Below are 23,311 nucleotides of genomic sequence, written 5' to 3'. Positions count from 1 at the left end.
CCTAAAGGCCGCCGTTAAAACGGGAACAACATCAGCCTCGCGTCAGAAATCGTGCGTAACGTCCCTGTGCAGCGGCCAGCGTCGGGTGATCACCTTGTTCTACGATCTGACCTTCTTCCATCACACAAATTCTGTCAAGAGTCTCCAGACCGTGCAAACGGTGCGTCACTAAGAGTAGCGTCTTATTCTGACAATGCTTGCGCAGCAGTGCCAAAATATGTTGTTCCGTTTCGGCGTCCAGCCCTTCAGTCGGTTCATCAAGCAACCACAATGGTGCATCGTGCAAAAGGGCACGAGCAAGGCCTAAACGGCGTTGCTCGCCACCAGAAAGCTGGCGGCCGCCTTCGCCCAGCCAGGCATTCAGCCCTTCGTTTTCCAGAAGAACGTGCAAATCAACCTGCTTCAGAACGTCGGCGATTTGTTCATCAGAACATTCTGGCGACGCCATCCGCAGGTTTTCACGCAGTGTGGTATTGAAAACGTGTACACGCTGGCTGACAACGGTGATCGTCCGGCGCAACGTGGCTTCATCGTATTCAGTGATTTCGTGGCCGTTAAGCTTCAGTGAACCGCTGCTGATGTTCCAGCCGCGCGTCAGCAACTGCAACAGCGTGGATTTACCACAACCGGTCTGGCCGAGCAGGGCGATATGTTCACCTGCGCGGACGTCCAGCGTGATATTTTTCAGCACCGGCAACGGCTGGCCCGGATAGGTAAAATTAACGTCTTTCAGCGAAAGGCTGACCTGTTCACCGGCTGCCGGGCCTTGTGGTGGAAATGCCACGTCGGCAGGCTGGCTGATGATCTGGCTTACGCACTGCGCCGATGCAATAACCTGCCCGAGATGCTGGAAAGCCGCAGCAACCGGCCCGAGTGCTTCAAACGCAGCTAACGGCGTAAAGACAAACAAGGCAATCAGCGCGCCGGGTTGTGGAAAGGCGCTGATGCCGCCCGATGCCAGCCACAACATCAGCGTGACCGTCAGGCCTGCTGCCGCAATAATCATTGCCTGCGAAAGGCCGGTCAGTTTTGCCTGCTGCTGCTGGCGTAACATCCAGCGGCGCTCAATGTCATCCAGCTGTTGGCGAAATTGCGGTTGTGCGCCAAAAACTACCAGCTCGGCCTGACCCTGTAACCATGCGGTCAACTGCGTACGATAATCGCTCCGCAGCGCCGTGAGTTCGCGGCCCGCAGGTTTTCCTGCGCGGTAGAAAATCACCGGCAGAAGTACCATCAGCGCCAGCATGATGGCACCCAGCGTCAGGGCCAGCGTGACATCGAGGAAACTTAGCCCAAACGTCACCAGTACAATCACCACCAGCGCGCTGATCAGCGGCGATATTACACGCAGATAAAGGTGGTCCAGCGTATCAACGTCGGCGACGAGGCGGTTGAGCAAATCAGCCTGACGGAAACGTGCAATACCGCCTGGCGTCAGTGGCATGATTCTGGTGAATGTGAACACGCGAAGATGTGCCAGTACGCGGAAAGTCGCATCATGGCTGACCAGTCGCTCGGCGTAACGTCCTGCCGTACGCGTAATGGCCGCGCCGCGAACTCCTGCCGCAGGCAGCATATAGTTAAACGTATAAAGCCCGGCCAGCCCGGCCACGGCAGATGCTGCCAGGAACCAGCCGGAAAGCGTGAGCAGCCCGATGCTTGCCATCAGCGTGACAATCGCAAGAATGACGCCCAGCGACAGGCGGAACCAGTGACGGCGATATAACGCGAGATAAGGCAGAAGAATTCTCATGATTACAGCTCCTTACTACGCTGAGATAACAAGCTCGCGAACAATCCGCCCTGAGCAACCAGCTGTGCGAATGTGCCGCGTTCAGCGATTTTCCCCTTATCCATAACCCAGATTTCGTCGTAGTCGCGTGTATCTTCCAACTGATGCGTAATCAGCAGCGCGGTCTGCGTTCGGGACGCCTCGTTCAAAGCGCTCATCACGCGCTTTTCGCTGTGCGCATCGAGGCTGGCGGTCGGTTCATCGAGCAGCAATAACCGGCAGGGAGAAAGCAGGGCGCGCGCGACAGCAACACGTTGTGCCTGACCTACTGACAGCCGCGCCGCGCTGTCACCCAGCTCAGTCTCCAGGCCATCAGGCAGCAGCGGCAGGAATTCATTCACATAAGCCCGGTCAATAGCGGTTTGGAGTTGTGCGTCGCTGATATCCGGCTGATTCAGCAGAATATTCTCGCGCAGCGTTTGTTCAGGCAGATGTGGATTTTGGCCCACCCAACTGAGTTGTTTGCGCCATTCATCATTGCGTAACGTTTTCAGCTCAAGACCGCTTGCGGTGAGGGTACCCTGATAGGGCAGAAAACCAAGCAGCGCATTGAGCAGGGAGCTTTTGCCCGCGCCGCTCAGCCCGACGATGGCAATACGTTGCCCGGCAGGAACGGTAAAGGTCAGCGGGCCTGCCAGCGTTTTCCCCTGCGGCGATCGAACAAACAGGTCACGCGCCTCAAGTGTAACGTCCTGATCTTGTGGCCAGCTTTTATCACCGTCACCCATCTCCGCTTCTTCGGCTCCGAGGAACGTCAGCAGGCTTTCTGCCGCGCCGACCGCCTGCGCTTTAGCGTGATAGAACGCGCCTAAATCACGCAGAGGCTGGAAGAACTCAGGCGCGAGGATAAGGACCAGGAAACCGGCGAAGAGCGTAACCGGCGTGCCGTAGCTGCCGAAATTCAGTTCGCCAAGATAAGAAAAACCAAAATAAACGGCAACAACGGCGATGGAAATCGAAGCGAAAAACTCCAGTACCGCCGAGGACAAAAATGCCAGACGTAAGACGTCCATAGTGCGTGCGCGGAAGTTCTCTGTGGAGCGTTTGATTTTCTCCACTTCAGCGTTGCTACGGTTGAAGAGGCGCAGGGTATCCAGACCGCGCAGGCTGTCGAGGAAGTTACCGCTAAGACGCGCCAGCGCAACAAAGTTACGCCGGTTGGCATCCGCAGCGCCCATGCCGACCAGCGCCATAAACAGCGGAATAAGCGGGGCAGTCAGCAACAGAATTAATCCGGCAGCCCAGTTAATCGGGAATACGCTGACCAGAATCAGAAGGGGAATAATCCCTGCCAGCGCAATTTGCGGAAGGTAGCGGGCATAGTAATCCTGCATATCTTCGATTTGTTCAAGAATGATGCTGGCCCAGCTGCCGGCTGGTTTTCCGTGGATCCACGCGGGTCCCAGTTTTTCCAGACGATCTAAAACCAGTTTGCGCATTTCCTGGCGAATAACCCGTCCACAGATAAAGCCCACCTGTTCGCGCAGCCAGGTCACGACAGCGCGCAGAACAAACGTCAGGGCCATCAGCAGGAAGCTTTGCAAGAGGGTTCCGCGAGGGGCATGTTCGATAATCAGAGCGTGCAACAGTCCTGCCATCAGCCAGGCCTGTGCGAGGATCAGTAAACCAGATAACAAACCCAGCATCATGGAAAGGCGGATCCAGCCTTTGGCGCGTGAGCTTTGTTGTTTTAACCAGCGGATAAGTTCTTGTTGTCGTGTTTTATTCATCAGGCATCAGTCTGCGCAGCAATCCGGGTGGGAGGCCGCTCATGTTACATGCTTGGGTCAATACTGAAAACAAGAAGGCGGCAATTAAGCCGCCCAATTCGTTACTCTTTATGTGGACTCTGGGTCCGGTAATTACCCCGGAGAGTAATTATAAATCCGGCGCTTGCGATAAACCGTCCAGATAACGCTCGGCGTCGAGTGCTGCCATACAGCCGGTTCCGGCAGAGGTAATCGCCTGACGATAGATGTGGTCCATCACGTCGCCTGCGGCGAAAACGCCCGGAATGCTGGTCTGCGTGGCATTACCATGCGAACCGGACTGCACTTTGATGTAGCCGTCTTTCAGTTCCAGCTGGCCTTCGAAAATGCCGGTGTTCGGGCTGTGGCCGATTGCGATGAACACGCCAGCAACGTCAACTTGTGATTTTTCGTCAGTACGGACATCAAGCAGGCTCGCACCGGTGACACCCATTTGATCGCCGACCACTTCATTCAGCGTTTTGTGCGTGTGCAGTACGATGTTGCCACTGGCTACTTTATCGTTCAGGCGGTCAACCAGGATTTTTTCCGCACGGAAGTTGTCACGGCGGTGAATCAGGTGAACTTCAGAGGCAATGTTTGCCAGATAAAGGGCTTCTTCCACCGCCGTGTTACCGCCGCCGACAACCGCAACTTTCTGATTGCGATAGAAGAAACCGTCACAGGTGGCGCAGGCAGAAACGCCACGGCCTTTGAACGCCTCTTCAGAAGGCAGGCCGATGTAACGTGCGGAGGCCCCGGTGGCGATAATCAGCGCGTCGCAGGTGTATTCGCCGCTGTCACCAGTCAGGCGGAACGGACGGTTTTGCAAATCAACCTTGTTGATGTGGTCGAAAATAATTTCGGTATTAAATTTGGTCGCGTGCTCATGCATGCGTTCCATTAAGCCCGGACCGGTCAGACCTTCCGGATCGCCCGGCCAGTTTTCTACTTCCGTGGTGGTGGTCAGCTGACCGCCTTTTTCCACACCGGTGATTAAAACCGGGTTCAGGTTTGCGCGTGCTGCATAAACCGCAGCGGTATAACCTGCCGGGCCAGAGCCCAAGATCAATAATTTACTGTGTTTAACCGTACTCATGCGTAATTCATCTCCGCGATGGTGACTAGCGATGAACCGATTGTAGGGAAAATAACGCGTTAAAAAAAGCAAACTCAGATGTTGTTAACGATTTGTCTGATAGTTTTTATTGCGCAACCCGCGTAGAAAGAGGTTTCCAACTTTCAGTAAAAAAGATAACTGTTTGATGGTTAGGGCGAAAAAACAGCATGAGGGACATGCGTTGAAGTGAGCGTTGTTGATGAGAACGCGTTAATTAAGTCACAATTCACGACAGTTCGTGTGGTTTTGGCTGAAGTAAGCGGCGCGCTGAGTTGTTATTGTTCAAAGGTAAAAGATAGCTAAAAAGGGGGTGTCGGCTTTTCAATCTGGCACGTTCTTCTGATTTTGCTTCTTTTACTTTGACAATCCGCTGTGCATTTGCGAAAACATCAGGGGAAGAAGAAATTAACTGCCTGTCTGTGACTTGAATTTATGCAATTGGCTGCTACCCGATCCGTTCTGGTATTGCTTTTTGGTGTTTTAGTTGCGGCAGAATTTAGTGAATCAGGTTGGCTGTTTTCAACCTATTAATTTCACAATGTTATTTCTTTTGAGTATCCGTTTTAGGGCCGTGTTCCTTTTGACAGGGGATTAACGCGGTTCAGGATGCGTAAACCTTAATAATCGGGTCTTCGCTTGGGACAACCCTTAGACATTGAAGTTGGCTGGGGTATGGCAGGTGCAGGGAAGGACAGCAGAGAGACAATAATAATGGTAGACAACAAAAAACGTCCGGGAAAAGATCTCGACCGTATTGACCGTAACATCCTCAACGAATTGCAAAAGGATGGCCGGATTTCAAACGTCGAGCTTTCCAAACGTGTGGGCTTATCTCCAACTCCATGTCTGGAGCGCGTTCGTCGTCTGGAACGTCAGGGCTTCATTAATGGTTATACCGCATTGCTCAACCCGCATTATCTGGATGCATCGTTGCTGGTATTCGTTGAGATTACCCTCAACCGCGGCGCGCCTGATGTGTTTGAGCAGTTTAATGCGGCAGTACAAAAACTCGAAGATATTCAGGAGTGTCATCTGGTTTCAGGGGACTTCGACTACCTGTTGAAAACCCGCGTACCTGATATGTCTGCTTACCGTAAGCTCCTTGGTGAGACTTTACTTCGTCTGCCGGGCGTGAACGACACCCGTACCTATGTGGTAATGGAAGAAGTGAAGCAGACGAATCGCCTGGTCATTAAGACCCGGTAATTGTTCAGGTGCAAAACCTTGTAATTTTAGCTACACTCCTGTGTATCTATACAGCTATGGCGCCGGGGAGTCTCGGCGCTGTTGCTTTTTCTCAGTTCACAGGAACCTGGAGAGCCTTTCTTGAGCCAGGAATATACAGAAGATAAAGACGTTACCTTGAAAAAACTGAGCAACAGCCGCCGTGTTCTGGAGGCTTTGCTAGTTGTGGTAGCTATTTTTGCTGCTTATCTGATGGCGGCATTGGTGAGTTTTAACCCGTCGGATCCAAGCTGGTCGCAAACAGCGTGGCACGGGCCTATTCATAACTGGGGCGGTGGTGTAGGTGCCTGGATGGCCGACACGCTGTTCTTCATCTTTGGCGTATTTGGTTACGCTATTCCCCCTATTATTCTGTGTCTTTGTTGGGTGGCCTTTCGCCAGCGGGATAAACAGGATTTCGTCGATTATTTTGCTCTGTCGCTGCGCCTTATCGGGACGCTGGCGCTTATTGTTACGTCTTGTGGCCTGGCATCCGTCAACGTGGATGATCTCTATTACTTTGCTTCCGGTGGAGTGATCGGCAGTTTGCTGAGTACGGCGATGACGCCGCATTTTAATAATGTCGGTGCGACGCTGGTTCTGCTGTGCGTATGGGCTGCCGGGCTGACGCTGTTCACCGGCTGGTCATGGCTGACGATCGCTGAGAAAATCGGTGGTGCTGTTCTCGGCGTCACTAATGTTGTGACCAACCGCTCGCGTCGTGATGATGATTACGAATACGACGAACAGGACGATCCGCTGCTGGAAGACGACGAAAAACCGCTAGCAAAAGTCGCACCAGCCGCAGTTGCTGCTGCAGCGGGCGCTGTGCCTGCTACTGTCGCCGCTTCACAAGCTGACGAAGACGATGTTCTTTTCTCTGCGCCTTCCGTGACAGACCCGGCTGAACAAGCCCCACAGGTTCCGCCTGCAACTGCGGCTGAACCGGCTCCAGCTATAGCGGCAGAAACGGTAGATCCTTACGCGGCAGAACCACCGGTGGCAGATATTGCACCGTCTCCGCAAGCGCCTCAAACGGCAATGCCGCCGCTATATAATTTCGAAATCCCGGAAGAGACACCGGTACCGCGTCACCCGCAGCCGGTACAGCAATCACCTTCTCCGGCACCCGTTCAGCGCAATGATGACGATGGCCCGAGTATGGGCAACTGGCAAACTGCGGTTGAGCATTCACGTTCTCCGTTTGATTTTAGCTCCGCGCCACCAGATGCCGCGCAGATTGCGAGCGTTGCGGCCACCGCAGCACTGGCTACCGGCCTCGCACAGGCGGGGCAGTCCGCGGCAACGTCTGCCGGCACTACGTTTATGCCTGCTTTCAGCGCCGTGAGCGATGAAAACCCACAGGTGAAAAAAGGCTTCGGGCCGGAGTTGCCACGTCCAAATCCGGTACGTATCCCGACGCGTCGTGAACTGGCCTCTTACGGTATTAAATTGCCTTCGCAGCGTATGGCCGAACAGCAGGAACACGCACAAGCCGCCGCGCAAAAAGAGGCAGAACACGTTGACTGGCATAATGATCCTCTGGTTCAGGCTGACGAGGAAGCCCGACAGGAAGCCGCGTTGCAGGAAGCTTTTGCTGCTCAACAGCAGGAACGCTATGGCGAGTCTGTGACTGAAGATGAATCTGCTGATGACGAAGCGGCGCTGCAGGAAGCGGAATTACGCAATGCGTTTGCGGCGCGTGAAACTGCCCGTTACCAACAGGACGTCGAGCCGCAAAGCGGTGTGGTCCAGCATCATCACTCGCAGAATTTGCTCCCGGAAACGGCAAATACTGTGGCGGATGATTTCGCTGCTGCAGCGATGAAACTGAGCCAGCACGACGCATTCAGCTTCTCGCCAATGGCCGATCTGGTTGATGATGCGCCGTCAGAACCGTTATTCACATTACCGGCTCAGGCAGAAGAAGAACCGCAGCCTGTGACGTTTGCACAACAACCGCCTTATCAGCGTCAGGCCACGTCAGAACCCGTGCAACATGCGCAGGAATATGAAGCGCCAAGGCAGTCTTCACCGTCGCCGCAGCCTGATATGGACAGCCTGATCCACCCGTTCCTGATGCGTAATGAGCAGCCGCTGGTCAAGCCCACCACGCCGTTGCCGTCTCTGGATTTGCTGACCTCGCCACCGGCAGAAGCAGAGCCCGTTGATGAGTTTGCGCTCGAGCAAATGGGTAATCTGATTGAAGCGCGCCTGAATGATTACCGTATTAAAGCGGATGTCGTCGGTAAGTTGCCGGGGCCGGTCATCACACGTTTTGAGCTGGATCTGGCGCCGGGTGTGAAAGCGGCACGTATTTCCAACCTGTCGCGTGACCTTGCCCGTTCATTATCAGCCGTCGCCGTACGTGTTGTGGAAGTGATCCCCGGCAAGCCGTACGTTGGCCTCGAACTGCCAAATAAAAAGCGCCAGACCGTGTATCTGCGTGAAGTGCTGGACTGCGCGAAATTCAAAGAAAGCACATCGCCGCTGACGATTGTGCTGGGTAAAGATATTTCAGGCGAACCCGTTATTGCCGATCTGGCAAAAATGCCGCACTTACTGGTAGCCGGTACAACCGGTTCCGGTAAGTCTGTGGGTGTTAACGCCATGATCCTCAGCATGTTGTATAAATCCAAACCAGAAGATGTGCGCTTCATCATGATTGACCCGAAAATGCTCGAGTTGTCCGTGTATGAAGGGATACCGCATTTACTGACCGAAGTGGTTACCGACATGAAAGATGCAGCTAACGCGCTGCGCTGGTGTGTGGGTGAAATGGAACGTCGCTATAAACTGATGTCCGCGCTGGGTGTGCGTAATCTGGCCGGCTATAACGAACGTATTCTTGAAGCTGAAGCGATGGGCCGGCCGATCCCGGATCCCTTCTGGAAGCCGGGAGACGGTATGGCCGCAGAACCGCCGTACCTGCAAAAAGAACCGTTTATCGTTGTGATGGTCGACGAATTTGCTGACCTGATGATGACCGTCGGTAAAAAAGTAGAAGAACTGATCGCACGTCTGGCTCAGAAAGCTCGTGCAGCTGGTATCCATTTGGTGCTGGCAACGCAGCGTCCTTCCGTCGACGTCATTACCGGTTTGATCAAGGCGAACATCCCGACCCGTATTGCATTTACCGTATCGAGTAAAATAGACTCCCGCACCATCCTCGATCAGGGCGGTGCAGAATCTCTGCTGGGTATGGGTGACATGCTGTATATGGCGCCAAACTCGTCGATTCCGGTGCGTGTCCACGGCGCATTTGTTCGCGACCAGGAAGTTCATGCGGTGGTGCAGGACTGGAAAGCGCGCGGGCGTCCTAAGTATATCGAAAGCATTGTTTCCGGTGGGGACGATGGCGAAGGTGGGAGCCTGGGCTTAGACGGCGACGAGGAGCTTGACGCGTTATTTGATCAGGCTGTTGCGTTTGTCGTCGACAAGCGCCGTGCGTCCATTTCAGGGGTTCAGCGTCAGTTCCGCATCGGCTATAACCGTGCGGCGCGCATTGTTGAACAGATGGAAGCACAGGGGATAGTCAGCGCGCCGGGCCATAATGGGAACCGTGAGGTGCTGGCTCCTCCGTCGCACGAATAAATCATCTCCGATTTGTTCGTATTTTGTTAAGAAGGGCCGCGAAAGCGGCCCTTGTGCAAAGATGCGTAAAACACAAGTTTTTCAGATGATTGAGCTACCACCGGGGCGCTGCCTCGGATAAAGTTCGCACCATACGTCTTTTGCCTGTGTGAAAGGCATCGTCTGAAGTTTATGGATTTCTGAGGTAAGTATAAGAATGAAAAAATTGTTAATGGTAGGGTGTTTACTGACCGCATTTACCTCCGCTTCCGTTTTGGCGGACGCCAGCAGCGATCTCAAATCCCGCCTGGGTAAACTCAATACTTTCCACGCCAGTTTTACGCAGACTGTCACCAGTGATGACGGTGCTGCCGTTCAGCAGGGTGAAGGCGAACTGTGGGTGAAACGTCCAAACCTGTTTAACTGGCATATGACGACGCCGGATGAAAGCATTCTGGTTTCCGATGGTAAAACACTCTGGTTCTACAACCCGTTTGTTGAGCAGGTCACTGCAACCTGGCTGAAAAATGCTACCGGCAACACGCCGTTCATGCTGATTACCCGTAATGACAGCAGCGACTGGTCGAAATATAACGTAAAACAGCAGGGCGATGACTTCCAGCTGACACCTAAAACGGCTACCGGAAATCTGAAGCAATTTGCTATCACCGTGACGCCGTCGGGTACCATTAAAAGCTTCACTGCGGTTGAGCAGGATGGTCAAAAAAGTGCTTACACCCTGAAGGGCGAGCAAAACGCGTCGGTAGATGATGCTAAATTTAAATTTACTCCGCCGAAAGGTGTGACGGTGGACGACCAGCGTCAGTGAGGTAAGCTTGAGTAATCTGTCACTCGATTTTTCCCAGAATGAATTCCAGCCACTGGCCGCCAGAATGCGGCCAGTAACACTTGCAGAATACATTGGCCAGCAGCATCTTCTCGCGCCGGGCAAACCCTTGCCGCGGGCCATCGAGGCGGGTCAGCTGCACTCGATGATTTTGTGGGGGCCTCCGGGAACCGGGAAAACCACGCTGGCAGAGCTCATTGGCCGCTATGCAAATGCCGATGTTGAGCGCATTTCAGCGGTCACCTCAGGGGTGAAAGATATCCGCGAGGCTATCGAGCGCGCCCGGCAAAACCGCGATGCCGGGCGTCGCACCATTCTGTTTGTTGATGAAGTCCACCGTTTCAACAAAAGTCAGCAGGATGCTTTTTTGCCGCATATTGAAGACGGCACGATTACGTTTATTGGTGCGACAACGGAAAACCCGTCATTCGAACTTAATTCCGCCTTATTATCCCGCGCCCGTGTTTATCTCCTTAAATCGCTGACGGCTGAAGATATCGAAAAAGTCATCGATCAGGCGCTGACGAACGCTGAGCGTGGCTATGCTAATGAAAAAATTCGTGTTCCGCCTGAAACGCGCCGCATGCTTTCTGAACTGGTCAATGGCGACGCCCGTCGTGCGCTTAACAGCATCGAAATGATGGCCGATATGGCTGAGGTTGATGCTAAAGGTTATCGCACGCTGACGCCGGAATTGCTTACCGAGATTGCCGGTGAACGCAGCGCGCGTTTCGATAATAAAGGTGATCGCTTTTACGATCTGATTTCAGCGTTACATAAATCCGTGCGCGGATCCTCGCCGGATGCGGCGCTTTACTGGTATGCCCGCATTATCACCGCCGGTGGCGACCCGCTGTATGTCGCACGGCGTTTACTGGCGATTGCGTCAGAAGACGTCGGCAATGCGGATCCGCGTGGTATGCAGGTGGCTATTTCTGCCTGGGATTGCTTTACCCGCGTCGGCCCGGCGGAAGGCGAACGTGCCATTGCGCAGGCGATTGTTTATCTGGCGTGTGCGCCGAAAAGTAACGCGGTCTATATCGCCTTCAAAGCAGCAATGCGCGATGCGCGTGAAATGGCCGATTATGATGTGCCGGAACATCTGCGTAATGCACCGACCAAACTGATGAAAGAAATGGGGCTAGGCGCTGAATACCGTTACGCGCATGATGAGCCTCATGCCTACGCCGCTGGTGAGGATTATTTCCCACCCGAAATGGCCCGCACTCAGTATTATTACCCGACTTCACGCGGGCTCGAAGGCAAGATTGGTGAAAAGCTGGCATGGCTCGCTGAACAAGATCAAAATAGCCCGACAAAACGCTACCGCTAATTTTATCGTTGCGGTAAGGTTACCGGTGATAACTCTTTGACACGCTGCTATTTCAGGCAGCGTGCATCATCAAATTAACATTCAATAACGACACGTACAGGATTAGCATGCTGGATCCCAATCTGCTGCGTAATGAGCTAGACGCAGTTGCAGAAAAACTCGCTCGCAGAGGTTTTAAACTCGATGTGGAAAAGCTGCGTTCTCAGGAAGAGCGCCGCAAAGTCTTGCAGGTAGAAACGGAAACTCTCCAGGCTGAACGTAACGCACGATCGAAATCTATCGGTCAGGCAAAAGCCCGTGGCGAAGACATCGAACCCCTGCGTCTGGAAGTGAATACGCTGGGTGAGAAGCTGGACGCTGCGAAAGCTGAGCTGGACGCATTGCAAAACGATATCCGCGATATCGCTTCCGCTATTCCGAACCTGCCAGATGATTCCGTACCTGCCGGTAAAGACGAGAACGATAACCTGGAAGTCAGCCGCTGGGGCACACCGCGCCAGTACGATTTCGCCGTCCGCGATCACGTATCGCTGGGTGAAATGGCCGGCGGTCTGGATTTCGCTGCCGCAGTGAAACTGACCGGCGCTCGTTTTGTGGTCATGAAAGGGCAAATCGCCCGCATGCACCGCGCGCTGTCCCAGTTCATGCTGGACCTGCACACCGAACAACACGGTTATCTGGAAGCCTACGTGCCGTATCTTGTTAACCACGAGACGCTGTACGGTACAGGCCAGTTGCCGAAGTTTGGCGAAGACCTGTTCCATACTAAGCCTTTGGATGAAGAAGCCGGCAGCAGCAACTATGCGTTGATCCCAACCGCAGAAGTGCCGTTGACGAACCTGGTTCGTGACGAAATTCTGGAAGAAGAATCTCTGCCACTGAAAATGACCGCCCATACACCTTGCTTCCGTTCAGAAGCCGGTTCTTATGGTCGTGATACCCGTGGCCTGATTCGTATGCACCAGTTCGATAAAGTCGAAATGGTTCAGATTGTTCGTCCGGAAGATTCCATGCAGGCGCTCGAAGAACTGACCGGTCATGCGGAAAAAGTGCTTCAGTTACTGAATCTGCCATACCGTAAAATGTTGCTGTGTACCGGCGATATGGGCTTCGGTTCAAGCAAAACTTACGATCTGGAAGTGTGGCTGCCAGCGCAGGACACTTACCGCGAAATCTCATCATGTTCAAACATGTGGGATTTCCAGGCGCGTCGTATGCAGGCTCGCTTCCGCAATAAAACTGACAAAAAACCACGTCTCGTTCATACACTGAACGGCTCGGGTCTGGCAGTCGGTCGTACGCTGGTGGCTGTGCTGGAAAACTATCAGCAAGCCGATGGCCGCATTGAAGTACCGGAAGTATTACGTCCTTACATGGGCGGTTTAGAATATATCGGCTAACCCCGTTATATTCTGAATAATATAGCGAAAAAGCGCCTTCGGGCGCTTTTTTTATGCCGAAAATAGTGCGTTACGTTAAATATCCGGCAATTTGCCTGAGCCAACCCGACGTTTTTTGATAGCAGACAAAGTTTACTAACCCTTAATAAGTAATATCCCCGCTATCTGAGTGGGTACTTTTCTAATCTGAGAATATAAACTTCACGACCCGCTCATTTTCTTGCCAGGATTTTAGACACCTGATTTTATAACCGGTGCGCTATGGCGAGGCAACTTAGCGGAGCGCGAAAATGTCGGTAATCAAATCAGATAAGATCACGGAAAAGAACGGTATCAGCCGCCGTACGCTGATGAAAACTTCTACGCTGGCCGGTTTAGCCATCGCGGCAGGGGGTGTTTCACTTCCTTTCAGCCGCAAGGTTTTAGCCGACGTGACCGGTGGTAAAGTTGTTTCAGCACCCGAGGATAAAGTGGTATGGGGCGCGTGCTCAGTTAACTGCGGCAGCCGGTGTGCGCTGCGTCTTCATGTCCGTGATGACGAAGTTTACTGGGTCGAAACTGACAACACGGGTAACGATATTTACGGTGATCATCAGGTTCGGGCCTGCCTGCGGGGGCGTTCGATCCGCCGCCGCATGAATCATCCTGAGCGCCTGAATTACCCGATGAAACGCGTCGGTAAGCGCGGTGAAGGGAAATTCAAACGCATCAGCTGGGAAGAAGCCTTCGACGAAATTGCCAATAACCTGAAGCGAATTGTCGCCAAATACGGCAATGAAGCGGTGTATATCAATTACACTTCCGGCGTTGTGGGCGGCAACATTACCCGCTCATCACCTTACGCCTCGCTGGTCGCCCGTCTGATGAACTGCTATGGCGGTTTCCTCAGCCATTACGGGACTTACAGCACCGCGCAAATTGCCTGCGCCATGCCTTACACCTATGGCAGTAACGACGGTAACAGCACGTCCGACATCGAAAACAGCAAACTGGTGGTACTGTTCGGCAATAATCCGGCTGAAACACGCATGAGCGGCGGCGGGATTACCTACTATCTCGAGCAGGCGCATCAGCGCTCAAACGCCAGAATGATCGTGATCGACCCGCGTTATACCGACACCGCAGCAGGGCGTGAAGATGAATGGATCCCGATCCGTCCCGGAACCGACGCTGCTCTGGTCGCCGGTCTTGCGTATGTGCTGATCACCGAAAATATGGTCGATCAGGCTTTCCTTGATTCGTATTGCGTAGGTTACGACGAAAAAACCTTACCGGCAGACGCCCCCGCTAACAGCCATTACAAAGCTTATATTCTCGGGCAGGGCGCGGACGGCACGGCTAAAACACCGCAATGGTCTTCACGCATCACTGGCATTCCGGCAGACAAAATCGTGAAACTGGCGAGGGAAATTGGTCAGGCTAAACCGGCCTATATTTCTCAGGGTTGGGGGCCACAACGTCAGGCCAATGGTGAACTGACGTCGCGCGCGATCGCCATGCTGCCGATTCTGACTGGTAACGTCGGGATTAACGGCGGTAACAGCGGGGCGCGGGAATCCACGTATACCATCACCATTGAACGTATGCCGGTGCTGGACAATCCGGTTCAGACGCAGATTTCCTGTTTCAGCTGGACCGATGCGATTGCGCGTGGCCCGGAAATGACGGCTAAAGCAGACGGCGTTCGCGGTAAAGACAAGCTGGACGTGCCGATCAAGTTCATCTGGAACTATGCCGGTAACACCATCACCAATCAGCATTCAGACATCAATAAAACCCACGATATTTTGCAGGACGATTCACAGTGCGAAATGATCGTCGTGCTCGAAAACTTCATGACCTCCTCGGCCAGATACGCCGATATCCTGCTCCCGGATTTAATGACCGTGGAGCAGGAAGACATTATTCCCAATGATTATGCGGGGAATATGGGGTATCTGATTTTCATTCAACCTGCGACATCCGCTAAGTTTGAACGAAAAGGTATCTACGAAATGATGAGCGAAGTCGCGCGGCGGCTTGGCCCGGATGTTTATCAGAAATTCACGGAAGGTCGTACACAACGGCAGTGGCTGCAGGCGCTCTACGCGAAAATGCTGGCAAAAGATCCGGCATTACCGGCCTATGAAGAACTGCGCGAAATGGGGATTTATAAGCGCAAAGATCCGGCCGGGCATTTCGTTGCCTACAAAAAATTCCGTCAGGATCCTCAGGCTAATCCGCTGAAAACCCCCTCCGGGAAAATTGAGATTTACTCCTCAGCGCTGGCAAAAATTGCCGGCGAATGGGAACTGCAAAAAGATGAAACCATCAGCCCGTTACCGGTTTATGCCTCAACCTTCGAAGGCTGGGATGACCCGAAACGCAGCCAGTTCCCGCTACAGATGTTCGGTTTCCATTACAAAGCGCGCACCCATTCAACGTACGGCAATATTGATGTCTTGCAGGCCGCGTGCCGTCAGGAAGTCTGGATCAATCCGATGGATGCGCAAACCCGTGGCATCCAAAACGGCGACAAAGTGAAGGTCTTCAATGACCGTGGCGAAGTCCGCGTGGCCGCGAAAGTCACGCCCCGCATCATGCCCGGCGTTGTTGCTATGGGTCAGGGCGCATGGCATCAGGCCAATATGAGTGGTGATCGTATTGACCATGGTGCCTGCATGAACACGCTGACAACTCAGCGGCCTTCGCCTCTCGCGAAGGGGAATCCTCAACATACCAATCTGATTCAAATAGAAAAAGTCTAAAGAAGCGACGGACAAAGAGCCAGGCTCAGTGACACGGTTGTTAAATTTTCGCCCCTTAAACCGGGGCGTATGTGGAGTATGTAATGTCGGAACAAAACAGAATTAAATCCGGTTCAGGTAGCGGGATCAGCCGCCGCGAACTGGTCAAAGGAACTACGCTGGCCGGGATGGCCGCCGCAGTAGGGGGAATTTCGCTGCCGTTCAAATCTGTGCGAGCAGATTCAGCCCCCGCGACGACAAAAACGGCCGAAGAGAAAATCGTCTGGAGTGCGTGCACGGTAAACTGCGGCAGCCGTTGTCCGCTCAGAATGCACGTGGTGGATGACGAAATTCGTTACGTCGAAACCGACAATACCGGCGACGATGATTATGAGGCGTTGCATCAGGTGCGGGCCTGTTTGCGCGGGCGTTCAATGCGCCGTCGTGTTTACAATCCCGACCGCCTGAAATACCCGATGAAGCGCGTCGGTAAACGCGGTGAAGGCAAATTTAAGCCAATCAGCTGGGATGAAGCGTTCGACACGCTGGCTGGCAGCCTGAAAGACATTATTCAGCGTTTTGGCAATGAAGCAATTTATCTCAACTACGGCACCGGCACGCTGGGCGGCACCATGACGCGTTCATGGCCGCCGGGTAAAACCCTGATTGCGCGCCTGATGAACTGCTGTGGCGGTTATCTCAATCATTACGGCGATTACAGCTCCGCACAGATTGCCGCCGGTCTGAATTATACCTACGGCGGCTGGGCGGACGGCAACAGCCCTTCAGATATTGAAAACAGTAAACTGGTGGTGCTGTTCGGGAATAATCCGGGCGAAACCCGCATGAGCGGCGGTGGCGTGACATATTACCTCGAACAGGCCCGTCAGAAATCCAACGCCCGCATGATCATTGTCGATCCGCGTTATACCGATACCGGCGCGGGTCGTGAAGATGAATGGATTCCGATTCGTCCTGGTACCGACGGTGCGCTGGCGGCGGCGCTGGCTCACGTGATGATTACTGAAAATCTGGTTGATCAGCCGTTCCTCGATAAGTATTGCGTCGGTTACGATGAGAAAACCCTACCGGCCGGTGTCCCGCAGAATGCGCATTATAAAGCCTATATTCTCGGCGATGGTCCGGATGGTATTGCGAAAACGCCTGCGTGGGCAGCAAAAATTACCGGCATTTCTGTCGATAAAATCGTCAAGCTGGGGCGTGAAATCGGTCAGGCAAAACCGGCCTTTATTACTCAGGGCTGGGGGCCACAGCGCCATGCAAACGGCGAAATTGCAACCCGTGCCATTGCGATGCTGGCGATTCTGACCGGCAACGTGGGCGTTCACGGCGGGAATTCCGGCGCGCGCGAAGGTTCGTATGAAATCCCGTTTGTACGTATGCCGACGTTTGAAAATCCAATTCAGACCAGCATCTCCATGTTCCTCTGGACCGACGCTATCATCCGCGGCCCGGAAATGACGGCCACCAAAGACGGCGTGCGCGGAAAGGCCCGGCTGGATGTGCCTATTAAGTTTATCTGGAACTACGCCGGTAACTGTCTGATCAATCAGCATTCTGATATCAACCGTACGCATGACATTCTGCAGGATGATACGCAGTGCGAGATGATTGTGGTGATTGATAACCACATGACGTCGTCTGCGAAATATGCAGATATTATCCTCCCGGACTGCACGGCGTCTGAGCAGATGGATTTTTGCCTGGATGCTTCCTGCGGCAACATGGACTACGTCATTTTTGCCGACCAGGCGATCAAGCCACGTTTCCAGTGCAAAAATATTTATGAAATGACCTCTGAGCTGGCGCGCCATATGGGCGTTGAACAGAAGTTTACGGAAGGACGCACGCAGGAAGAGTGGATGCGTCATCTGTATCAGCAATCCCGCGAAGCGCTGCCGGAACTGCCGGATTTCGACACGTTTCGCAAACAGGGCATGTTCAAGAAACGCGATCCTGAGCAACATCACGTGGCGTATAAAGCGTTCCGTGAAAATCCTGCCTCCAGTCCGCTGGATACACCTTCCGGCAAAATCGAAATCTACTCGGCTGAACTGGCAAAAATTGCTGCCGAATGGGAACTCGCTAAAGACGATGTAATTGATCCGTTACCGGTTTATGCCGCTGGTTTTGAGAACTATGACGATCCGCTGGCCAGCAAATATCCCCTGCAACTGACCGGGTTCCATTACAAAGCGCGTACCCATTCAACCTACGGCAACGTCGACGTACTGAAAGCCGCCTGTCGTCAGGAAATGTGGATTAACCCGATGGATGCTTCACAACGCGGTATCACGAACGGCGACATGATCCGCATCTACAACGATCGCGGTGAAGTGCGTATTGCCGCCAAAGTGACGCCACGCATGATGCCGGGTGTTGTCGCGCTCAGCGAAGGTGCCTGGTATTCCCCCGACAGTAAAAAAATCGACCGCGCGGGCAGCATTAACGTACTGACGTCTCAAAGGCCTTCACCGCTGGCGAAAGGTAACCCCTCTCATACCAACCTTGTGCAAGTGGCTAAGGTTTAACGGAGCAATACATGACAACTCAATATGGATTTTATATTGATTCAAGCCGCTGCACAGGCTGTAAAACCTGCGAACTGGCATGCAAGGATTTCAAAAATCTGACGCCGGATGTCAGTTTCCGCCGGGTATACGAATATGCCGGTGGCGACTGGCAGCAGGACGGTGATGGCTGGCATCAGAACGTCTTCGCCTATTATCTGTCGATTTCCTGCAACCATTGCGCGGATCCGGCCTGCACGAAAGTTTGCCCAAGCGGCGCCATGCATAAACGGGAAGATGGTTTCGTCGTGGTCAACGAAGACGTGTGCATCGGTTGCCGTTATTGCCATATGGCGTGTCCGTACGGTGCACCGCAGTACAACGAAGCCAAAGGGCATATGACCAAATGTGATGGGTGTTACGAGCGGATCGCGGAAGGTAAGAAGCCTATTTGCGTCGAATCTTGCCCGTTGCGCGCGCTGGATATGGCACCGATCGAAGAGCTGCGTGCGAAATACGGCGAACTGGCTGAAGTCGCGCCTTTGCCCGCGGCACATTTTACTCACCCTAGTATCGTCATCAAACCCAATGCGAATTGCCGTCCTGTAGGCGATACCACGGGTTATCTGGCTAACCCGAAGGAGGTTTGAGATGGGAAACGGATGGCATGAATGGCCTTTAATGGTCTTTACGGTTCTCGGGCAATGTGTGGTTGGCACGTTTATCGTGCTGGCAATTGCGCTGCTGGCCCAACCTGGCAAAGAAGAATATCGCCGGATCCACCTGTCGATGTTTTTCCTCTGGGTGCTGATGGCGGTGGCTTTTATCGCCTCGGTTCTGCACCTTGGCTCACCGCTGCGCGCTTTCAATTCTCTCAATCGTCTGGGCGCTTCGCCGCTCAGTAATGAGATCGGCAGTGGCTCACTCTTCTTTGCCTTAGGCGGGATTTACTGGTTGCTGGCTGTCCTCAACAAAATGCCCCGCGCATTGGGGAAAGTCTGGCTGCTTGTGACCATGGTGGCCGGTGTTGGTTTCGTTTATGCCATGTGTCGCGTCTACGAAATTAATACAGTACCAACGTGGGATAATGCTTATACCGCGTTCCACTTCGGGCTGACGGTGCTGATTGGCGGCCCGGTTCTGGGTTATCTGCTGCTGTGCGGCGCTGATATTAACGGCTGTGCGCTCCGCCTGCTGCCGGTTGTCAGCGTCGCGGCACTGGTCGTCAGTATGTCTGCCGTAGTGATGCAAAGTGCCAGCCTGGCCTCGATCAACAGCTCAGTTCAGTCGGCTTCAGCGCTGATTCCGCAATACGGCATGTTGTCAGTTTCGCGGCTGGTGCTGGTTGTTTTAGGGCTGGGCTGCTGGATTTGCCCGCTGATACTGCGCAAGCGTCCTGCGATCGCTACGATGGTTTTAGCTTTCGTGCTGGTCTTTGCCGGTGAGCTGATTGGACGTGCGATTTTCTATGGTTTGCATATGACTGTGGGTATGGCCGTTAGCGGCTGATTTCAGTTCATCAAGGGGACATGCCGCCGGAAGCAGTGTGTCCCCGAAAGAAAGAGTTAACTATGTCTGCAGAATCAATAAGTTTAACCGCGAAGGTATTGGGCGCGATGCTGTTTTATCCCCCGGATTCAGAACAAGTTCAGCCTCTGATTATATTGCTGAAAGACAGTGACTGGGTGGCGATGTGGCCCTGCGCAACGCCTGAGGCGAAAGCCCGTGCCGCTGAGTTGTTCGCTCAGGTGGATGGTTCAGCGGAAGAGTTAAATGACGCCTGGCAGCGCCTGTTTGTCGGCCCCTACGCTTTACCGGCACCGCCTTGGGGCTCGGTTTATCTCGATAAAGAATCGGTCATTTTTGGTGATTCCACACTGGCATTACGCCAGTGGATGCGCTGTAACCATATTGAACCACATCTGACGCAGGCCGAACCGGAAGATCACATCGGGCTGATGCTGATGATGTCCGCCTGGTTGGCCGAAAATTCGCCGCAACTGCTTGGTGAGTTTCTGACGGCACATTTGCTGCCATGGGCAGGGCGCTATTTCGAACTGCTGGGAATGAAAGCTGAGCATCCATGGTATGAAGGCGTAGCCGTTCTGGCGGAATCAACGCTGAACGGATGGCGAGAGGCACTGGCGCTGGAAGTCATCCCAGCGAAGGAATTGTATTTCTGATGAGTGACCCACGGGATGCCCGCTATTACCACGCCTGGATGAGCAGCCGGGTTGTCAGCCGCCGGGGGTTATTCCGTGGATTATTGTCATCCGCAAAGCCGCCCGCAGAAGAAAATACGGTCGCCAGAGATTTGCTCCAGCGGGCTGTGCCGCGTCCACCGCAGGCGGTTTCAGAACCACTTTTCATGAAACAATGCAACGGGTGCGGGCATTGCGCTGATGCGTGTCCGGTAGGATTACTCAGCGTTGAGTACGGTAAAGTTGTACTCAGCATTGATTATGCGGAATGCGATTTTTGCGGTGCCTGCACTGAGGCCTGTGATAACGATGCCCTCGACCTGAGCATCCCGATGGATACGGGTCTGCGTCCGGTGATTCTGCCGCAGTGTTTAGGGCGTATGGATGATTTGTGCAGGATGTGCGAGATTGCGTGTCCGCGCACGGCAATATTTTTTAATCAACAGAATCAACCCTCCGCAGATAATCAGAAGTGTGACGGTTGCGGGAAATGCAAACTTGTTTGTTATCATGGTGATATTCAATTGTCATTGAAGCGTCATAATTCCTGAACTCCTGACTTGATTAGCGATTTCAATCATCACCCCGCAGTTTGTGCGCAGGCCTCTTTTTGCCAGATTGACTTTCTGTTGGCTGGTGGCATGATGCGCGCAATTTCCCCGATTTTGTGGTCGTCAACAACCTATGTCCGCCTATTCCCGTCCCGTCGCTCTGCTGTTGTGCGGACTTCTCCTTCTGACGATTTCTATCGCCGCTTTAAACACGCTGGTGCCGTTGTGGCTCAGTCACGAACAACTGCCAACCTGGCAGGTCGGGCTTGTCAGTTCATCATATTTCACCGGCAATTTGCTGGGTACGCTGATTGCAGGCAGCCTGATCAAACGTATTGGTTTTAACCGCAGCTATTATCTTTCCTGCATCATGTTTGCTGTCGCAACCGCGGGTCTGGCGCTTTCCATGGACTTCTGGAGCTGGGTTACTGCACGCTTTGTTGCCGGTGTTGGCTGCGCGCTGATCTGGGTTGTAGTGGAAAGTGCCTTGCTGCGAAGCGGTACGGTGAAGAACCGTGGTCAGCTGCTGGCGGCCTATATGATCATGTATTACATCGGTACCGTCGTCGGGCAACTGCTGGTCGGCACGGTTCCAACGGCGTTGCTGAGCGTGTTGCCGTGGGTTACCGCGCTGATCGTTATTGCCATTCTGCCGATAGTGATGACACATATTGAGGATCAGGACAGCGACCAGCCGCGGCATGCGGTGATGCCGATGTTCAGACGCCGCAACGCCCGCCTCGGGATCAACGGCTGTATCATTTCTGGCATTGTGCTGGGTTCTTTGTATGGCCTGATGCCGTTGTTCCTTGCGCATCAGGGCATGAGCGATGGCGATGTCGGATACTGGATGGCGCTTCTGGTCAGCGCCGGGATTATCGGGCAATGGCCGGTAGGGCGTCTGGCCGATCGATACGGACGTCTGATGGTGCTGCGTATACAGATTTTCGCCGTGATCCTCGGCAGTATTGCCATGCTGAGTGGTTATGCGATGGCACCAACGCTGTTCATTCTCGGATGCGCAGGCTTTACGTTGTATCCGGTGGCGATGTCATGGGCTTGCGAAAAAGTAAATGCTGAAGAGCTGGTTGCAATGAATCAGGCATTACTGATGAGTTACACCATCGGCAGCCTGGCGGGCCCGACGATGACCGCGATACTGATGCAGAGCTATTCCGACCGTTTGCTGTTTGTGATGATCGCGGTGGTTTCACTGGTTTATCTGGTGATGCTGATGCGCAAAGCCGACCATCATCATAATCCGGTGGCAACTGCCTGATCTGAGCCATTCGGTACGAATGTTTTAAAAGTAAAAAAGACGCCATCAGGCGTCTTTTTTATGGGCAACGATTTTATGGGGAACAGCCAGCTCATCAATAAATAACTTTGTGTCCGTAGCTGGAAAGAATGTTCTTCACCCGTTCCATGATTTCTTTGGTTGGTGGGTTCACGCCGTCGAGGCCATATTTTTCGCCCATCGCGGTCCATTTATGTTTGCCCAGCTCGTGATAAGGCAACAGTTCAATCTTCTCGATGTTCGTCATGTCTTTGGTGAACTCACCGAGTTTGTGCGCGGAATCATCATCATCCGACCAGCCCGGCACAACTACATAACGGATCCAGGTCCGCTGATTACGTTTAGCCAGATAGCGGGCAAAATCCAGGGTACGGTGGTTAGAGACGCCGACCAGATTCTGGTGGATATCGTCGTTCATCTGTTTCAGATCGAGCATTACCAGATCTGAGACATCCAGTAATTCGTCGATCACCGGATCATAACGGCGGACAAAACCGTTGGTATCCAGACAGGTGTTAATGCCTTCTTTCTGGCACGCGCGGAACCAGTCACGCACGAATTCAGCCTGAAGGATTGCCTCACCGCCAGAAGCCGTCACGCCGCCGCCAGAAGCATTCATAAAGTGGCGGTAGGTCACCACTTCTTTCATTAAGTCATCGACATTGATCTCTTTCCCGCCATGTGTGTCCCAGGTATCGCGATTGTGGCAATACATGCAACGCATCAGGCAACCCTGAAAAAATACAATGAAACGGATACCTGGGCCGTCAACGGTGCCACAGGATTCATATGAGTGGATGCGACCTTGAACTGACATTGCGGGTTATTCTCCATATTGACCAATGAATAGCAGTCTAAATGTGCGGATGCTGGCCTGGCAGAGATAAACTGGAAACCACGTGTTTATGATACCAGACAATCAATAAGGTTGATTGTCAGCAATGGCGGTACTGCTTTGCCAGAGGTCC

16 protein-coding genes are annotated in these 23,311 nt (G+C 53.3%); 12 read left to right on the top strand and 4 right to left on the bottom strand.

What is annotated here, in order from left to right; genetic code table 11:
• Positions 1-31 precede the first annotated feature (31 nt).
• The 3 genes from cydC to trxB form a co-directional block, all read right to left on the bottom strand.
• On the bottom strand, positions 32-1,753 hold the full coding sequence (gene cydC, locus CWS43_RS05640; protein ID WP_101075945.1) for a cysteine/glutathione ABC transporter ATP-binding protein/permease CydC: 1,722 nt from the start codon (positions 1,751-1,753) through the stop codon (positions 32-34).
• Positions 1,754-1,755: 2 nt separating this feature from the next.
• Positions 1,756-3,522 carry a cysteine/glutathione ABC transporter permease/ATP-binding protein CydD gene (gene cydD / locus CWS43_RS05635; protein WP_101075944.1) on the bottom strand — a complete coding sequence of 589 codons (1,767 nt, stop codon included), beginning with the start codon at positions 3,520-3,522 and terminating at the stop codon, positions 1,756-1,758.
• Positions 3,523-3,670: 148 nt separating this feature from the next.
• Positions 3,671-4,639, bottom strand: a complete 969-nt coding sequence (gene trxB / locus CWS43_RS05630; protein ID WP_015689578.1) for a thioredoxin-disulfide reductase — start codon at positions 4,637-4,639, stop codon at positions 3,671-3,673.
• A 732-nt stretch (positions 4,640-5,371) separates the two neighbouring features.
• Between trxB and lrp the strand changes: the two genes are divergently transcribed.
• The 12 genes from lrp (at position 5,372) to CWS43_RS05570 (ending at position 22,325) form a co-directional block, all read left to right on the top strand.
• Complete coding sequence (lrp, locus tag CWS43_RS05625) at positions 5,372-5,866, top strand: leucine-responsive transcriptional regulator Lrp (protein ID WP_013574775.1); 495 nt, start codon at positions 5,372-5,374, stop codon at positions 5,864-5,866.
• Between the two features lie 120 nt (positions 5,867-5,986).
• The gene (locus CWS43_RS05620; protein WP_101075943.1) at positions 5,987-9,478 is read left to right on the top strand and encodes a DNA translocase FtsK 4TM domain-containing protein; all 3,492 of its coding nucleotides are present in this window, start codon (positions 5,987-5,989) and stop codon (positions 9,476-9,478) included.
• A 196-nt stretch (positions 9,479-9,674) separates the two neighbouring features.
• The gene (gene lolA, locus CWS43_RS05615; RefSeq protein ID WP_101075942.1) at positions 9,675-10,286 is read left to right on the top strand and encodes an outer membrane lipoprotein chaperone LolA; all 612 of its coding nucleotides are present in this window, start codon (positions 9,675-9,677) and stop codon (positions 10,284-10,286) included.
• 7 nt (positions 10,287-10,293) lie between these two features.
• Entirely contained in the window at positions 10,294-11,637 is a 1,344-nt protein-coding gene (locus tag CWS43_RS05610) for a replication-associated recombination protein A (protein WP_101075941.1), read from the top strand.
• Positions 11,638-11,744: 107 nt separating this feature from the next.
• Entirely contained in the window at positions 11,745-13,037 is a 1,293-nt protein-coding gene (gene serS, locus CWS43_RS05605) for a serine--tRNA ligase (RefSeq protein WP_101075940.1), read from the top strand.
• 290 nt (positions 13,038-13,327) lie between these two features.
• Positions 13,328-15,784 carry a selenate/tellurate reductase subunit YnfE gene (gene ynfE, locus CWS43_RS05600; protein WP_101075939.1) on the top strand — a complete coding sequence of 819 codons (2,457 nt, stop codon included), beginning with the start codon at positions 13,328-13,330 and terminating at the stop codon, positions 15,782-15,784.
• Between the two features lie 83 nt (positions 15,785-15,867).
• A complete protein-coding gene (gene dmsA, locus CWS43_RS05595; RefSeq protein WP_101075938.1) occupies positions 15,868-18,315 on the top strand; it encodes a dimethylsulfoxide reductase subunit A in 2,448 nt (815 codons plus the stop codon).
• Positions 18,316-18,326: 11 nt separating this feature from the next.
• Positions 18,327-18,944: a DMSO/selenate family reductase complex B subunit gene (locus tag CWS43_RS05590; RefSeq protein ID WP_101075937.1), complete on the top strand. Its 618-nt coding sequence runs from the start codon at positions 18,327-18,329 to the stop codon at positions 18,942-18,944.
• 1 nt (position 18,945) lies between these two features.
• Positions 18,946-19,803: a dimethyl sulfoxide reductase anchor subunit family protein gene (locus CWS43_RS05585; protein WP_101075936.1), complete on the top strand. Its 858-nt coding sequence runs from the start codon at positions 18,946-18,948 to the stop codon at positions 19,801-19,803.
• Positions 19,804-19,865: 62 nt separating this feature from the next.
• Positions 19,866-20,477: a Tat proofreading chaperone DmsD gene (gene dmsD / locus CWS43_RS05580; protein ID WP_101075935.1), complete on the top strand. Its 612-nt coding sequence runs from the start codon at positions 19,866-19,868 to the stop codon at positions 20,475-20,477.
• A complete protein-coding gene (gene napF / locus CWS43_RS05575) occupies positions 20,477-21,046 on the top strand; it encodes a ferredoxin-type protein NapF (RefSeq protein ID WP_101075934.1) in 570 nt (189 codons plus the stop codon). Before dmsD ends, napF begins: the two co-directional genes overlap by 1 nt.
• Positions 21,047-21,179: 133 nt before the next feature.
• Complete coding sequence (locus tag CWS43_RS05570; RefSeq protein WP_101075933.1) at positions 21,180-22,325, top strand: MFS transporter; 1,146 nt, start codon at positions 21,180-21,182, stop codon at positions 22,323-22,325.
• A 94-nt stretch (positions 22,326-22,419) separates the two neighbouring features.
• Here the strand turns inward: CWS43_RS05570 and pflA are convergent, their stop codons facing one another.
• Positions 22,420-23,160, bottom strand: a complete 741-nt coding sequence (gene pflA, locus CWS43_RS05565; RefSeq protein WP_101075932.1) for a pyruvate formate lyase 1-activating protein — start codon at positions 23,158-23,160, stop codon at positions 22,420-22,422.
• Between the last annotated feature and the right edge of the window lie 151 nt (positions 23,161-23,311).

The sequence above is a fragment of the Rahnella sp. AA genome, assembly GCF_002834385.1.
Taxonomy (GTDB): domain Bacteria; phylum Pseudomonadota; class Gammaproteobacteria; order Enterobacterales; family Enterobacteriaceae; genus Rahnella.
The sequence above is the reverse complement of the archived record's forward strand: the minus strand, read 5'-3'. Positions and strand labels throughout refer to the sequence as shown.

Bases quoted from the DNA above. Each gene is read 5' to 3' on its own strand.
- cydC (WP_101075945.1), bottom strand. From the start codon at position 1,753: ATGAGAATTCTTCTGCCTTATCTCGCGTTATATCGCCGTCACTGGTTC.
- cydD (WP_101075944.1), bottom strand. From the start codon at position 3,522: ATGAATAAAACACGACAACAAGAACTTATCCGCTGGTTAAAACAACAA.
- trxB (WP_015689578.1), bottom strand. From the start codon at position 4,639: ATGAGTACGGTTAAACACAGTAAATTATTGATCTTGGGCTCTGGCCCG.
- lrp (WP_013574775.1), top strand. From the start codon at position 5,372: ATGGTAGACAACAAAAAACGTCCGGGAAAAGATCTCGACCGTATTGAC.
- lolA (WP_101075942.1), top strand. From the start codon at position 9,675: ATGAAAAAATTGTTAATGGTAGGGTGTTTACTGACCGCATTTACCTCC.
- serS (WP_101075940.1), top strand. From the start codon at position 11,745: ATGCTGGATCCCAATCTGCTGCGTAATGAGCTAGACGCAGTTGCAGAA.
- ynfE (WP_101075939.1), top strand. From the start codon at position 13,328: ATGTCGGTAATCAAATCAGATAAGATCACGGAAAAGAACGGTATCAGC.
- dmsA (WP_101075938.1), top strand. From the start codon at position 15,868: ATGTCGGAACAAAACAGAATTAAATCCGGTTCAGGTAGCGGGATCAGC.
- CWS43_RS05590 (WP_101075937.1), top strand. From the start codon at position 18,327: ATGACAACTCAATATGGATTTTATATTGATTCAAGCCGCTGCACAGGC.
- CWS43_RS05585 (WP_101075936.1), top strand. From the start codon at position 18,946: ATGGGAAACGGATGGCATGAATGGCCTTTAATGGTCTTTACGGTTCTC.
- dmsD (WP_101075935.1), top strand. From the start codon at position 19,866: ATGTCTGCAGAATCAATAAGTTTAACCGCGAAGGTATTGGGCGCGATG.
- napF (WP_101075934.1), top strand. From the start codon at position 20,477: ATGAGTGACCCACGGGATGCCCGCTATTACCACGCCTGGATGAGCAGC.
- CWS43_RS05570 (WP_101075933.1), top strand. From the start codon at position 21,180: ATGTCCGCCTATTCCCGTCCCGTCGCTCTGCTGTTGTGCGGACTTCTC.
- pflA (WP_101075932.1), bottom strand. From the start codon at position 23,160: ATGTCAGTTCAAGGTCGCATCCACTCATATGAATCCTGTGGCACCGTT.